Here is a 14,606-nt window from a genome sequence, read left to right on the forward strand (position 1 = left end):
TAGGAAATATATTTCTCTCTTCTTTAACCTTAGGTTTTTAAGCTTTATTTATTCTTATTTTCTAAAGAAGCTTTTACAAACTCACTAAATAATGGATGAGGATTGTTAGGTCTAGATTTTAATTCTGGGTGGAATTGAGTTGCTACAAACCAAGGATGTTCTTTAAGTTCAACTATTTCAACTAATTTCTTATCTGGGCTAGTTCCACTTAAAACTAGTCCTGCTTTTGTTAATTCATCTCTATACTCATTATTGAACTCGTATCTATGTCTATGTCTTTCATAAATCACTTCTTCACCATAAGCTTCAAAAGCCTTAGTTCCTTTATCTAATCTACAAGCATATAACCCAAGCCTCATGGTGCCGCCCTTTTCATCAATCTCCTTTTGATCTGGCATTAAATCAATTACTGGATGAGTAGTGTCTGGTATAAGTTCTGCACTATTAGCATCTTCATAATTTAACACATTTCTAGCAAACTCAATCACTGCGCACTGCATACCAAGGCATATACCAAGAAAAGGAACATTTCTTTCTCTGGAATATCTCACTGCTTCAATCTTTCCTTCCACACCCCTATCGCCAAAACCACCTGGTACTAATATTCCATCTACCTCTCCTAGAAGCTCCTCTACATTTTCTCTAGTTACTTCCTCTGCATTAATCCATTTAATCTGAACATTAGAATTACAGCCAAGGCCCCCATGACTTAGGGCCTCAACAACCGATATGTACGCATCATGGAGTTCTACATACTTACCAACCAGAGCAATAGTAACATTATTTTTCAGGTTTTTAAGTTTCTCCACCATTTCTATCCATGAGGAATTATCTATAGAGCTACAATTTAAGCTTAGCTTTTCGCAAACCAAAGCATCTAAACCTTCTTCATGTAACATTAATGGAACTTCATAAAGGTTTTCTGCATCTAAATTTTGAATTACTGCTCTTCCATCTATATTACAAAATAACCCAATCTTATTTCTTAAGTCCCTTGGAATTTCTTTTTCACTTCTACAAACAATGATGTCAGGTTGAATACCTATGCTTCTTAATTCCTTAACTGAATGTTGAGTAGGTTTAGTTTTTAACTCTCCTGCCTTACCAAGGAAGGGAACCAAAGTTACATGAATAAAGCAAACATTTTCCCTACCTACTTCATATTTTATTTGTCTTATGGCTTCTAAAAATGGAAGAGATTCAATATCTCCCACAGTTCCCCCAATTTCTGTGATAACCACATCTACGTGTTTTTCCTTAGCTACCCTATATACTCTATCTTTAAGTTCATTTGTTATATGTGGAATTACCTGAACAGTACCCCCTAAGTAATCTCCTCTTCTCTCCTTAGAGATTACTGACCAATAGACTTTACCTGTGGTTACATTACTGTTTTTACTCAAATTTTCATCCACAAACCTTTCATAGTGACCAAGATCTAAATCTGTTTCTGCTCCATCATCAGTGACAAAAACCTCTCCATGTTGATAAGGACTCATAGTACCTGGATCTATATTTAGGTAGGGATCAAATTTTTGAATTGAAACCTTTAATCCTCTATTCTTAAGTAACCTCCCTAAAGATGCTGCTGTAATACCTTTTCCTAAAGACGAAACAACCCCACCAGTGACAAATACATATTTAGTACTCAAAACAAACTCCTCCTTAATACTTTTTTTTATAAAAACTATTGACTTACTTCTATTTACCTACTATAATAGAAATTACCCTATAAAGTAAAATGGTATATTTATATTTAAAAACAAGTACTATAGTATCATATATTTTATTTTTATGCTACTATTTTTTGTTTTTATTTTTTTGTATTTTAAAGGAGCTGCAAATTTTGCAGCTCCTTTCCTATGAAATTTAACTTGAGTATTGAACAATTTCATTTTATTTTAAGGTTCTAAGATATCCTTTTTTTATTTCTTCTCAAAAACTCTATACAAACGTCCTTCTAAAATGCAATTAAATTTTTATGTGTAAATTGCAATATTATTGCTACATTACTCAACAAATCAAAGCAACCTATATGAAAGAGAGTGCAAAAATAGGTTTATTGGTAGTGTAGTCTCTTTATTGTATTCTATATATTATACTTCTTCATTTTATACTGAAGAGTTTGTCTTGGTATATCTAAAAATTTTGCAGCCTTTGAAATATTATAATCAGCTAATATAACAGCTTCTTTAATATACTTTTTTTCATAGTATTCTAACTTGTCCTTTAAGGACCAATCTGCAAATGCTTTAACTTTTTCTCGTAGATACAAATCCTTCAGTTCTATAACTCCTTGACTTCTTATATTGAAAGCACCTTCTATGATGTGCTCTAGCTCTCTAATGTTTCCCTCATAATCATGTTTCACCAACCCCTGTAAAGCCTCTGTTGAAATCCCTGTAATAGCCTTGTTAAATCTCTCGTTAAATTTTTCAACAAAGCATTTAACTAATAAAGGGATATCTTCCTTTCTATCATTAAGATTAGGAAGGTTAATCCTTATTACATTAAGCCTATAATACAAATCCTTTCGCAACCTACCTTGTTCCACAAGGTCTTCTGGATTCTCATTTAAAGATGCAATAATCCTCACATCTACCTTTTTACTAGCAGCGTCTCCCACCCTTCTAACTTCCCCATCCTGAAGCACCCTAAGCAGCTTACCTTGAAAGTTAATTGGCATGGAATTAAGTTCATCTAAATATAAGGTACCTCGGTGAGCCAGTTCAAATAAGCCAACTTGAGATTCAGCACCAGTAAAGCTCCCCTTTGATGTTCCAAAAAATATGCTCTCCAAGAGATTTTCTGGAATAGCCGCACAATTTTGTGGTATGAAATTCCTATTCCTTCTCACGGATGCCTCATGTATAGCTTGAACTATAAGTTCCTTCCCCGTTCCTGTGTCTCCATATATAAGCACCGATGAGCCAGTATTTGAAGCCTTCTCCCCTAACTCCTTAACCCTTCTTATATTTTCACTTTCCCCAACAATATCCTCAAAGGTATACATAAAATTCCCCCAAAATTTAAAATATTAACCTTTCTAAACTCTTAAATTACAAGATTCAGAATAAAAATGCCTAATAATTTACCCCTATACTTTTAAAATATAGGGGCTTGTTATAAGGTTAAAAATTAATAATATATTTTGCAAAGTAGCTCCACAAGATGAACTTGCTTTCTATTTAACTTCTATATTTGCTATAAGTTTTGTGTTAATACTATGTTGTCCATCAATAAAAATATCATATTCAAGGTCTACATTTCCTCTCAGGTCATCAGCTTGAATTTTTATATTTCTTGTTTTAACCTGTAATGCTAATCCACCCTGGGGTGTACTGTATAGAATTGAGGTACTATGCCCTCTTTTAAACTCCATCACAGTATTAATTTCCCCTTCACGAATTAAATAAAAAAAATCTTTACCTATCTTAAAAGTAGTGGTTGTATTACCCATTCCTGAAAGTTCCGTTTCCTTATAAGTTGCAACGAAAACTTCTTCTTCTTTATAATAATCCCCTAAACTTACTACTTCAATTTTTTCATCTTCTTCATTATTTTGAATACTTACCACTTTTATAATTGCATTGTTTTTCATATATTCTCCTTTAATCTATTGGCCATATATTATGTTATTAATTACAATATAATTTTATCATAACTTTTCATATTATATAAGTTACAACCTGTGCTTTACATAATAAAATTTATACAGCCAACCAGGAAATTAAACTCGTCTTCCCGTTTGACTGTATAAATTACTTATTATTTCTTTCAATAGCTAATTCAATTAGTTCATCGATTAAAGCTGGATAAGCAAGTCCTGTAGCTTCCCACATCTTAGGATACATACTAATACTTGTAAATCCTGGAATTGTATTAACTTCATTTAAGTAAACCTCTTCTGTTTCCTTATCAACTAAGAAATCTACTCTTGCCATTCCTGAACAATCTAATTTTTTATAAATTTTAACTGCTAAACCTCTTATTATATCTAGCTTTTCTTCTGATAAAGCCGCAGGAATCAAAAGTTTAGAAGCTGCATTCTGATATTTTGCTTCGTAGTCATAAAATTCCTTAGCAGGAATGATTTCTCCTGGAATTGATGCCTTAGGGTTATCATTTCCCAGTACTGAAACTTCTATTTCCCTAGCATTTAGTCCCTCTTCTACTAAGACCTTTCTGTCATGCTCTAATGCTAATTCTAACCCTTTAGCAAGCTCCTCTTCATTATGAGCCTTAGTAATCCCCACAGAAGAACCACTATTAGCTGGCTTAACAAAGCATGGATAGCCAAGCTTTTCTTCTATTTCCTTAAGGAAAAAGTTCTTATCCCTTCCATAATCAAAGGAAGTAACCACCACGTAGCTTGCTTGCTTAATGTTTTCATGTTCTAATAAGTATTTAGTATATATCTTATCCATGCACACTGCAGAACTCATCACAGAAGGACCTACACAGGGTATATTCATAAGCTTACATAACCCTTGAATTGTGCCATCCTCTCCATACATACCATGAAGTACAGGAAATACTACCTCCACCTTTTTATCTACAAGTATCTCTAAACCATTAGGAACTTTATTGGCGCAATCGTCCTCCCACTTACCATCAGCAATGTTTTTATATTCTCCCTTATAAAGAAACCACTTACCCTGCTTTGTGATTCCTATAGGATAAATATCATATTTCTCATGATTTATATGGCTTAAAACGGATGTAGCTGACACTCTAGAAACCTCATGCTCTGTAGACTGTCCTCCAAATAATATAGCTACATTTTTTTTCATAGTTATCTCTCCTAACAATAATTTATATTAACAAGTTATTCAACATACCGTGTCAAGGTGAAACAAAGTAGTTTTACTACAAAATTATTCTATGCCTATATTCACATTTCTTCAACCTGAAAAGTAAAGTTTTTAACATTTATTTTAAAGTTTTAATTTTACGAAAATTAAAGTCAGCAAAAACTATTATTTGCTGACTTTAATTGAAATAAAGATAAGGGAAAGGAGATTATCTTTGGGGGAGGTTCCCTTATCTTTATCTATAATCATAACCACAAAGGAAAATCCCCTGAGATTTGATTAGCAATTTATATACAATATTAAAGATTATTTCAAATTACTCAACTAAACTTTTTAATATTTCCCCTATTTTAAACTTGATTATTACATTGTTATCCTCTGTATTATCTACCATTTTTTCCTTTTCTAAACCTAATATATCCTTGGAATTTGATTTTTCCTCATTATTTTTTTTTTTATTATTACTGTTTTTTGCTGCAGTGGTATTTGATTTTTTGCTAGCTGTCTTATTGCTTTCCTTTGAAACCACCTTAGCTTTGCTATTATCTACAGTTTTATTATCTTTATTTTTTTCACTTTCTTCACTTGCCTTATTGTTAACCATGTTGTACTCTTCATCATTTAATACTTCTTTCATCTCTTTTTCTGTTTCCTCATAAGCTACTGCTCCCTTTGTCACATCTACAAAACATATTGGTGGAAACATAACACACCACCAGTTCTTACCTTCTCCACTTCCTATAAGGATTCTATAAGCTTCATATTCTCCTTGAGGAAGAGTAATGTTTCCATAGGTCTTAACTGGAAAATACTCTCTTGAAAGAGTTGAATCTACTTCATAACTATAACCATTTTCTTCAATAACAGCTTTTGCAATTTTTAATATGTTCCCATTTTCTTTTTTTAGAATTTCCCTTGAGTTGTCAATATCCTTACTTTCTTTTAATAATGGTTGTATATATTTTAAAACCTCATCTCTAACTTTCAACTTTAGAGCTTGATCCTTTTCTTCATCACTATTTGCAATTACATGAAATCTAATTAACTTTTCCGAAATTTCCTCTACTGTTAAATTTGTTTCTTCTTTAACCTTTAAAGTTTGTGCACTTGCAGTTCCTATTGTTTTAACACTAGAACCTACAGTTCTAGAACTGTAAAAACCTGTTAGGAATGTTAGTATGACTAACACCATTACTCCCATTGATAATAATTTTTTCATAATCTTTCTCCCCCTTAATTCCTTGTTAACCTCTGTTATATTCTAATTATTACCAAAGGGACAAGTTCTATACACATAATATAAAATATTTTTTATATTCTTTTGTGTCTATTCCTATAGTATTTTAAGTTAATCCATAGATATTCTTATGTTGCACCATAGCTTGTCTACCTTCCCACCTAACTACTATTATAAAAATCTACTAACTTCCACCTTATAAATGAATAGAGGCCTACTAGAAACGCCTATTGAACCCCCCCAAGAAACTTCCCTTAGAAAAATTCTAATAACCACTTTCTAATTAGCCCCTATATAGTTTAATTAGTTAATCCTACAGTTCTTATATGATTATCTACAGTAACCTTTATCTCTGCATTTTGATAAACTTCCGGCCATCTACTTTGAAGTTTACTCCAAATTCTAGGATGATACTTTCTTAGGTTTTCTTTTACATTTAGCAAATCTACCTGAAGCTTATTTCTAGTGATATCAGCAATAGCCACTAGTTCCTTTTCCATTGAATCTGCAAAATACTGTTCAATTTCTCTTATGACATCTGTATTAAGCAAATTGGCATCTGTATAATAACCCTTAATTGTTCCCTCTGTAAAAATCTTATAATTCAGTACCAACTTATCATCTACTAGTTCCACATCTACCTTGGTAGACACATCTCTAATATAATAATCTATAGGGTGCCCTTCTTTATAAACTACTTTTTTACAAGAACCTATGTCACCTCTTAGCAGTTGCACATCTGTAATTTCCTTATCATTCAAATACCCTACAATTTGAAAATCTTTAATTAAAGTTATTCCTGATAATACTAACTTCTTATTCCCCTCCTCAAGTTTAAATAAAGGTAGCATATTCACATCACTTTGAGTGGACATATCTATATATTTATTTAAAGTAACGGGATACACAGATCCATTCCTACTATTATTTCCCATTAAACCTGTAATATAGTTTTCTATATTTTCTTCCATTAGAGGCTTGAACTTTACATAATCCTCTGCCTTTCCTTCAACTATAGCCATAACTGTAGTTCTGTTTAAACTTGGTTCCCTTTCTATGTAATCCATCACTTCTTTTGCAACCTCTGGATACCTAAATAACTCATCGCTTAGAAATAAAACTTTACTATGACTAAACTGAAGATTTCTACTACTTTGTGCAATAGCTTTAAAGTAAGTATCCGTCATAGAGTAACCATCTACAGTTATAGCAAGTTCTTCTGCAGTACCCTTTTCCTGTTCCATATTTCTTATGTCAGGAAATCCATAGGTTACATTAAGAATGTCCATAGATTTATCCGCAAAGGCATCTGTAGGTTTTAATTCCTTAAGAGCCTCTCTTTCTTTAATATCTTTCCCAATATCTACGGCTATAGTAGCTACAAAAGCCTTTCTGTCTATCTCCACATTATCCCAACAACCAGTAAGCAACATACTAATAATTAGTGCTGGAAGAACCTTTTTAATTTTCATTTTTAACCCCTCTCCCCTTCCCATTCCTAATATAGCTTACTAAAAAAGTGATCCCTATAACCACAAACAGCGTTCCAATGAACCCCATTCTAATGAAGCCCATCTTTAAATTCCTTACATCTACCACGCTCTCAGGGAATAAAGCCGCCACATAAATCACTGGTAAAAATATCACGGAAGCAATTTTAATATCTTCAATATTAAATACATGTTTTACTATATAAGATGAAAAATAATAGGTATTGGCAAAGGCAGTAAAATAGAAAATGACCCAAATTGCCATAATTAAGCTATCCCATCTTTCTAAAAATCCAGTTCTTGATGTAATGGACTGAATCATAGTAATGGTTGGGAAAATTGTATTTCTAGTTTGATCCACAGATAAAGTGGCTGCCACTAATATAAAGGTAATTCCATAAAAGGCCCCAATAAAGAAACTACTTCGTCTCAAAATCTTCCCTATTCTCTCCTTTTTCTTAACATAAGGTATTAAAATAAATACCATAGAAAAGCCATTTAGCAAAAACAACAGTTCAAAGCTTCCCTTTAAGTAGTTAGGAGGCGTTGTTGAAAACACCGGTAATAAATTAGTAAAATCTGCAATGGGCAGTGTTAAAAGAAAAGCCAGTATAGCTGGAATAAATATCATCCAGAAAGCCAATTCATTAAAGTTTACTACATTAGCTAAACCACCTCTACTCAAGAACATACTTAGAAAAATCATAGTTATGAGAACAACTTCAGTAGGCGTATTAACTAGTAGGAACATAGTTATTACCTCAGAAAATACTCTTAAAGATATACCTAAAGCAAGTATCATCATAACTGCATAGATTATAGATATAATTCTCCCTAAAACTCCGCCATATATATTTTTTAGTATTATTACAATATCGTCATAGGTGTTTACTCTCATGATGTAATACATCATATACATAATTATAAATATAGCTGCCGCTGTGATTATGGCCACTACCCAACCATCAGCACCCACATACTTTGCTACTAAGGAAGGGCTATAAAACACCCCTATACCAATCATGGATACTACTAAACTTGCAAACAAACCAAAGTCTTGTATAAAATTTTTATCTTTCACTTTTTATTCCTCCAATTAGGCATTTGAAAATAAATAATAAGTCAAAGATGTAAAGGATATTTTGCGTTCACAAGCAAGCTTGTGCTGACAAGGAAACAGGTTCCTTTGATAGTTGAGCTATCTAAGGGTTCTGTTGACGCAGTATAACACAAAATAGACAAGCATACTGACTTATTTATTTTTTGAAGATGCCTCAGACAGTTATTTTTGTCTCACCTTATCATTAGGTTCTAAAAATTCCGGTCTTTCCTTAAAGTCCTTTAGAGGCATTCTTACATATAAATCCTTCAAGTCCTTCATAATAGTATTTACTGCTGGTGCAAGATACGGTATACCAAAGCTCTCTATTCTTGTTAAATGAATTAACAAGAATATAAGACCTAGCATAATACCATAAAGACCCAAAAATGAAGAAAGAAGAATAAGCATTACTCTAAAATAAGAAAAAGCAGTAGTCACAGTGTAGTTTGGAATTAAAAATGTAGTTATCGCTGTGAGTCCAAGAACTATAACCATAATAGGACTTACAAGTCCTGCACTAACTGCTGATTGACCAATAATAAGACCTCCCACAATACCGATAGTTGAACCTACAGGTTTTGGTAGTTTTATAATTGCTTCTATTAAGAAGGCTAAAGCTGCTTCCATAAGCAAAGCTTCAACATAGGCTGCAAAAGGTACCCCTTCCCTTGAAGCTGCTATTGCATAAGCAAGCTTTGTAGGAATAAGTCCTGTATGAAAAGAGGTCATAGCTACATAAGCTGCTGGTAAAATTAAAGATAGTACTATGGCAAACAATCTTATTATCCTCACCACAGAACCACTTAACCATCTATTGTAATAATCATCTGGCGATTGGAAGAAATTCGCAAGCACTGCTGGAACAATTAAGGCAAAGGGAGAATTATCAACGAAAATTGCAATCCTTCCTTCATATAAAGCTGCCGCTACCACATCAGGCCTTTCTGTACTTTGAATTTGTGGAAATGGAGTCATTTTATTATCTTCGATAAATTGCTCTATATATCCACTATCTAAAATTGCATCAATACTTACACCCTTTAATCTAGTTTTCAACTCATCAAGAATTTCCTTATTTACTATGTCATCGATATACATTATTGCCATATCGGTTTTAGAACGTACCCCCGCTTGACTTGGCTCAACCTTTAACCTAGTATCTCTAATTCTTCTTCTTACAAGAGCTGTATTAAATCTTATTGTTTCTGTGAACCCCTCTCTAGAACCTCTTATTACCGTTTCTCCCGAAGGCTCTCCAATACCCCTATTAGGCCAAGCTCTGTTAGCAATAGTAAGAGCTGCTCCTAAATCATCGATAAAAACTAAGGATTCCCCTGCTAGCACTGCATTTATTCCATCTGCTAACTTTGTAATTTTTTTCATATCAGAAATTGCAATAATCTTATCCATCAACTGCTCTGGAGTTATGTTTTTTCCCCCATTATCCATCAATGGCTCCAATAAAAAATCGTTAAGTAGAGTTTTATCAGCCATTCCATCAATATAAACTAATCCACCTTTAAGATTACCTATATTAAATTCCCTAAATACAACATCTGCTGCATTTTTAAACAGTTCCTTAACATACATCATGTTTTGTTCTGTTTTTTGAGAAATGTTTTCACGAATTTGTTCTTGCAACTATCTCACTTCCCTTTCTTCACCTAAAGTATAAGGAACCAAAACTACCACTTAGCTTATACATAAACCCCTATTGATTCCCTTAAAACTTTCTAAAGGTTATAACCTAAAGTTCACCTTCAACCTCTATAATCTATGTAAATTCATAAATATTACCTTTAGACAAACATAAATCTAACAATGTATAGCGCTATTGCAAGAGCTGCTACACCAACACCAAAATACCTTGCCTGTTTATAGGCAGTTTGCTTATTTTCAGTTTTGAACTTTTTAGCATCAAAATAGGCTACTAATATACCTGTAGCAACAGAGAGTATAAGCAGATACAAGTCAAAACGTTCAATAATAGTTCTAATCATAAGCCTCATCACATCTTCCTTTATTAAAAATTTCCTATTTAGTTTTAACTAATATGATTTTTATATACATAAAAATAAAAACCCCTACTAGTCGCTCTAGTAGAGGTGAACTTTTATACAGCACAATTTAAGCAAAAACTTCCTCTGAGAAAAATTCCTCTGAGGAAGTTAACCAATTAAAGAACTCCTTTTGTCTAATGACCTTAGGAGAATACTTTATTAACTTTAAATTGTAGTTGTAACAAACACTTCTTTATATTTTCCCTTTAACTTTTCATAACAGCTTTCTGCTTTAGCTCTATGTTCAAAGAAACCAAATACCGTTGGTCCACTTCCAGTCATCATGGCTCCTAAAGAACCTTCTTCTAGCATAAAGTCCTTAATCTCCTGTATTTCCTTATGATTTTTAATAGTAACCTGTTCCAGCAAGTTCATCATATTTTTAGCCACATAACTAACATCATCTTTTTCCATAGCCTTAATTAATTCTTCAGTATTTGGATGATTCTTAACCTCATTTATATCAAAAGACTTGTATACCCCTACAGTGGACACTCCAAAATTAGGTTTAACCACTAGCAATACTTTTCCTTGGAAAGGTCTAAGAGGTGTAATTACTTCCCCAATTCCTTCACAAAGAGCGGTGCCGCCAATAATGCAGTAAGGTACATCTGCACCAATTTTCACTCCTAATTTCATTAACTCTTCATCACTAACCTGAGGATTATATAAATCTCTCATGGCTCTTAAAGCCGCTGCTGCATCGGTGCTTCCCCCTGCCATACCAGCTTCCATGGGAATGTTTTTATTAATATGCACATTCACTCCACCTTGAACCCCATATGTATTCTTAAATAATTCTATAGCCTTATATACTAAATTTCTGTTATCCGTGGGTATGCCTTCTTTATTACAAGCAATATGTATCCCTTCATCACAAGGTTCAAAGGTAAGTTCATCATAAATATCTACAGTTTGCATAATCATTCTAAGCAGATGATATCCATCTTCTCTTTTTCCAACCACATCTAAAGATATATTTATTTTACCGTATGCTTTTAATTTCATTGTATTCACCAACCTATGCGTTTTCTTCCACATAGATAAACTACATCTTAACTTTAAATAAAGTTAATCTCTTACCCCTTTAGAGTTAAAAAACTCTTTAAATTTGGAAGCGGTTTATCTATATTATTTAAACTTAGTATAGTATATATTTTGTAACATATGCAAATTAATTTATGCTTGTAGACAATAAAGAAAGTATAGTCCTCTGTTGTTCCTATATTTAAGGGAAAGACAGAATGTTAGTGATATAGGGTTCCATGATAGAAATTTAACTCTGGATTTCTATAGCAATAGACAAGTATTAAAGACAGTAAGTCACCCTATACTTACTCATTTACTTAATAAAAATGGAAGCTTATAAAATAAATAGATAAAGTAAAATTTAAAGAGGGCCTGCCCTAAAGGCAAAACCCTCTTAATATAAATAAAGTAAAAACATTATGTCTTATTGATTACTATCTATTAATAGTAATATTTCTCATCACTTTCAAAGGTAGTTAATGTTTTGATTTAGATAAAAAATTGAGTCATTATAATTAGGAAATCCTTATACTACAGCTCTTCCTGGTATAATTAACTTTTGAGTTGGCTTAATATCTGCATTTTCAGCCATATCATTTATAGCCATTATTTCTTCCTTAGTAGTAAAGTATTTCTTAGCTATTTGCCATAAAGTATCTCCTGGCTGAACTACATAAATGATGATGCTTGCTTTTTTCTTAGGAACTTCATTTTCTGAAGCCTGTAAGTCCACTAGGAACTTTTTCTTAGCATTATAGCAAACCTTGCATTGAGCTCTAACGATAGCTCTAATAGAAATATTTCCAACCTCAACACTAGCTTCTAACATTTCTAAGTAAACCTTTGTTATTGCATCCATATTATCCATAGCACCACTTATTTCTATTTGAGAAGTAAAGGGTATTTCATCACAGATAGACGCAACATATTGTGCTTCATCCTCTGTAGAATACAACACATCAACTTTTAAAACTCCTTCAATAGTTACCTTATCATCAGAAATCTTCTTATCAATAATTGTCACTATTCCATTTGCCATTATAACCTTATTAGGTTTAGGCATATCCTCTCCAACTTCAATATCACCCTTAACAAGACTTTCGTGTTGTCCTTGTCCTTGGATAACATTTATATCATATTCCTCTGCGTTCATATCCAAGATATTAGTTGGTGAGTAAGCATCCTCTATCATCTCTACTTCTTCTTTATACATAACATGAGTGCAGGTCTTAACTAAGAATTCTATATCAATTATTCTATTTTCACCCATATCATCTTCCCTTACATCATGTTCAAAGGAAGCCACCATAAAGTCCGTATAATGCTCCATATTTGGTTTTAAGAAATCCACATTAAGTTCTTTATTTAGTGGAACATTTGCACAAACTGAAACTAAATCCTTGCAGCCTTTAACCTTATATAATATAGTCACATTAGCTACTGCCTCTACACGTATTCCACCGTCAAACAATCTAATATCCTTCTTACCTATGTTAACATTATAATTAACTACTTTACCTACTTCAGGTTTATCCATGTCTACTTTTATTTCAGCCTTACCAATTATCTCTCCATTAATTGGATCCATAACCTTGTCTATGGTCATTGGATTTTTCAAAAACTGAAGGTCATTACCATTTTCTACATCCTTAACTATTTCAAAGGAGTTCATCTTATAAGAATCGCACTTAATACTCATGATTCCTTGAATAGCTATTTTTCTTTCATTTATAATTATGCATTTTATATCTTCCATGCATAAATCTATTTCACAAAGCATGTCATTAGTAGCACCATTAACATCAAGACTACTTGCGAATTTAGAATTATAAGTAACAGGATGAGCTTCAATAACCTCATCTTCTTTAGCCATGTAAAGAACTGTATATTGAATTTGTCCCTCTACATTGACCTTTCCATTTGAAACCTCTTTATTTGTTACCATAGGCTTAGCATCTAGTGTTAACACTTCATTCACATCTGGAAGTGTATCTGGTATTACGTATTCTTCTTTTACTACCATGTCTGTTGAATTTTGACCTAATAATTGCTCGTACTCTATATTGTCCTTGATTAAATCCAAGCGCATAACAATATCCCTCCTAAAATACCTACTAATAATTTATATAGACAACCATAAAAAAATATAACTAATGTCGAAAAAAAATATAGTACAAATTTCGCTATAAATTGTTGACATATGTCGAAAATTATTTTACAATTAAGATGGTTATTGACCATATAACCTCTCATAAATTCTCAATACCCTTTTATACCATAGCTGAAAGATGGATTTTCCATCTTTCTTTTTTTTATGGAAATATTTTTACCTATTATGAGATCCAACCCCATATACATTAGCTTTGTACATTTAATTATATTAAGCCTACTTCCAAAATAGAACTGATGATAAAAAAATATAAAAAGAAAAGGTGAAGTATTTTAGTACTTCACCTTTTTATGAATAAAACTGTATAGATTGTTTAATATTAAATATTAAACAAATATAAATCCTAGATGTCATCATTAAATTATGTTTTACTAAACTGCAAACACTAACTGAACAGTCTTTGTTAGCACATCGCTATAACTGTATGTAACAGTCCTTTGAGTTGCATTTTCTAGTCTAATTACAAATATACTGTCATAAGTTTTCTCTAAAACGCCGTCATTAACTATAATCTTTCTTCTGCCGCCGTTAGCCTTTAATGTTACCTTTTCGCCAACATGACTCTCAATGTCGTTTTTAATTGAAGTCAATACATTTTTTCTCTCCATGGTAGCACCTTCTTTCTCTTTATATTATAAGGGTAAAACTCATTTATGTCAAGTAAACCTACAATTGTACAATATGAACATTATATTTGTCAATGT

At 32.3% G+C, this 14,606-nt stretch carries 11 protein-coding genes and 1 pseudogene; all 12 read right to left on the reverse strand.

The genetic code is table 11. The features are described 5' to 3' along the window. Positions 1 to 44 precede the first annotated feature (44 nt). Complete coding sequence (locus B3040_RS01445) at positions 45 to 1,652, reverse strand: CTP synthase (protein WP_291569489.1); 1,608 nt, start codon at positions 1,650 to 1,652, stop codon at positions 45 to 47. Between the two features lie 437 nt (positions 1,653 to 2,089). Then, positions 2,090 to 3,013 (reverse strand): sigma-54 interaction domain-containing protein, encoded by a 924-nt coding sequence (locus B3040_RS01450; protein ID WP_291569490.1) that lies wholly within the window; start codon positions 3,011 to 3,013, stop codon positions 2,090 to 2,092. A 171-nt stretch (positions 3,014 to 3,184) separates the two neighbouring features. Beyond that, complete coding sequence (locus B3040_RS01455) at positions 3,185 to 3,601, reverse strand: DUF1934 domain-containing protein (protein ID WP_291569491.1); 417 nt, start codon at positions 3,599 to 3,601, stop codon at positions 3,185 to 3,187. Between the two features lie 160 nt (positions 3,602 to 3,761). After that, positions 3,762 to 4,793 carry a D-alanine--D-alanine ligase family protein gene (locus tag B3040_RS01460; RefSeq protein ID WP_291569493.1) on the reverse strand — a complete coding sequence of 344 codons (1,032 nt, stop codon included), beginning with the start codon at positions 4,791 to 4,793 and terminating at the stop codon, positions 3,762 to 3,764. Between the two features lie 565 nt (positions 4,794 to 5,358). Then, positions 5,359 to 6,033 (reverse strand): annotated as a pseudogene (gene spoIIR, locus B3040_RS01465) (stage II sporulation protein R); the annotation flags it as partial. 317 nt (positions 6,034 to 6,350) lie between these two features. Next, entirely contained in the window at positions 6,351 to 7,523 is a 1,173-nt protein-coding gene (locus B3040_RS01470) for a Ger(x)C family spore germination protein (protein ID WP_291569495.1), read from the reverse strand. Then, on the reverse strand, positions 7,513 to 8,622 hold the full coding sequence (locus B3040_RS01475; RefSeq protein ID WP_291569497.1) for a GerAB/ArcD/ProY family transporter: 1,110 nt from the start codon (positions 8,620 to 8,622) through the stop codon (positions 7,513 to 7,515). Before B3040_RS01475 ends, B3040_RS01470 begins: the two co-directional genes overlap by 11 nt. A 201-nt stretch (positions 8,623 to 8,823) precedes the next feature. Beyond that, positions 8,824 to 10,284, reverse strand: coding sequence for a spore germination protein (locus B3040_RS01480; RefSeq protein WP_291569499.1), 1,461 nt, complete (start codon positions 10,282 to 10,284; stop codon positions 8,824 to 8,826). 158 nt (positions 10,285 to 10,442) lie between these two features. After that, positions 10,443 to 10,643 (reverse strand): CLC_0170 family protein, encoded by a 201-nt coding sequence (locus B3040_RS01485; protein ID WP_291569501.1) that lies wholly within the window; start codon positions 10,641 to 10,643, stop codon positions 10,443 to 10,445. A 225-nt stretch (positions 10,644 to 10,868) separates the two neighbouring features. Continuing rightward, positions 10,869 to 11,711 carry a 4-(cytidine 5'-diphospho)-2-C-methyl-D-erythritol kinase gene (gene ispE / locus B3040_RS01490; RefSeq protein WP_291569503.1) on the reverse strand — a complete coding sequence of 281 codons (843 nt, stop codon included), beginning with the start codon at positions 11,709 to 11,711 and terminating at the stop codon, positions 10,869 to 10,871. A 547-nt stretch (positions 11,712 to 12,258) separates the two neighbouring features. Beyond that, on the reverse strand, positions 12,259 to 13,821 hold the full coding sequence (locus B3040_RS01495) for a DUF3794 and LysM peptidoglycan-binding domain-containing protein (protein WP_291569505.1): 1,563 nt from the start codon (positions 13,819 to 13,821) through the stop codon (positions 12,259 to 12,261). 452 nt (positions 13,822 to 14,273) lie between these two features. Next, positions 14,274 to 14,510, reverse strand: coding sequence for a Veg family protein (locus tag B3040_RS01500; RefSeq protein ID WP_017413552.1), 237 nt, complete (start codon positions 14,508 to 14,510; stop codon positions 14,274 to 14,276). Between the last annotated feature and the right edge of the window lie 96 nt (positions 14,511 to 14,606).

Origin of the sequence: Clostridium sp. UBA4548 (genome assembly GCF_002387895.1) — a bacterium.
Taxonomy (GTDB): domain Bacteria; phylum Bacillota; class Clostridia; order Clostridiales; family Clostridiaceae; genus Clostridium_J.

Coding starts and splice junctions, on each gene's coding strand:
- B3040_RS01450 (WP_291569490.1), bottom strand. CDS start 3,013: ATGTATACCTTTGAGGATATTGTTGGGGAAAGTGAAAATATAAGAAGG.
- B3040_RS01455 (WP_291569491.1), bottom strand. CDS start 3,601: ATGAAAAACAATGCAATTATAAAAGTGGTAAGTATTCAAAATAATGAA.
- B3040_RS01460 (WP_291569493.1), bottom strand. CDS start 4,793: ATGAAAAAAAATGTAGCTATATTATTTGGAGGACAGTCTACAGAGCAT.
- B3040_RS01470 (WP_291569495.1), bottom strand. CDS start 7,523: ATGAAAATTAAAAAGGTTCTTCCAGCACTAATTATTAGTATGTTGCTT.
- B3040_RS01485 (WP_291569501.1), bottom strand. CDS start 10,643: ATGATTAGAACTATTATTGAACGTTTTGACTTGTATCTGCTTATACTC.
- ispE (WP_291569503.1), bottom strand. CDS start 11,711: ATGAAATTAAAAGCATACGGTAAAATAAATATATCTTTAGATGTGGTT.
- B3040_RS01495 (WP_291569505.1), bottom strand. CDS start 13,821: ATGCGCTTGGATTTAATCAAGGACAATATAGAGTACGAGCAATTATTA.
- B3040_RS01500 (WP_017413552.1), bottom strand. CDS start 14,510: ATGGAGAGAAAAAATGTATTGACTTCAATTAAAAACGACATTGAGAGT.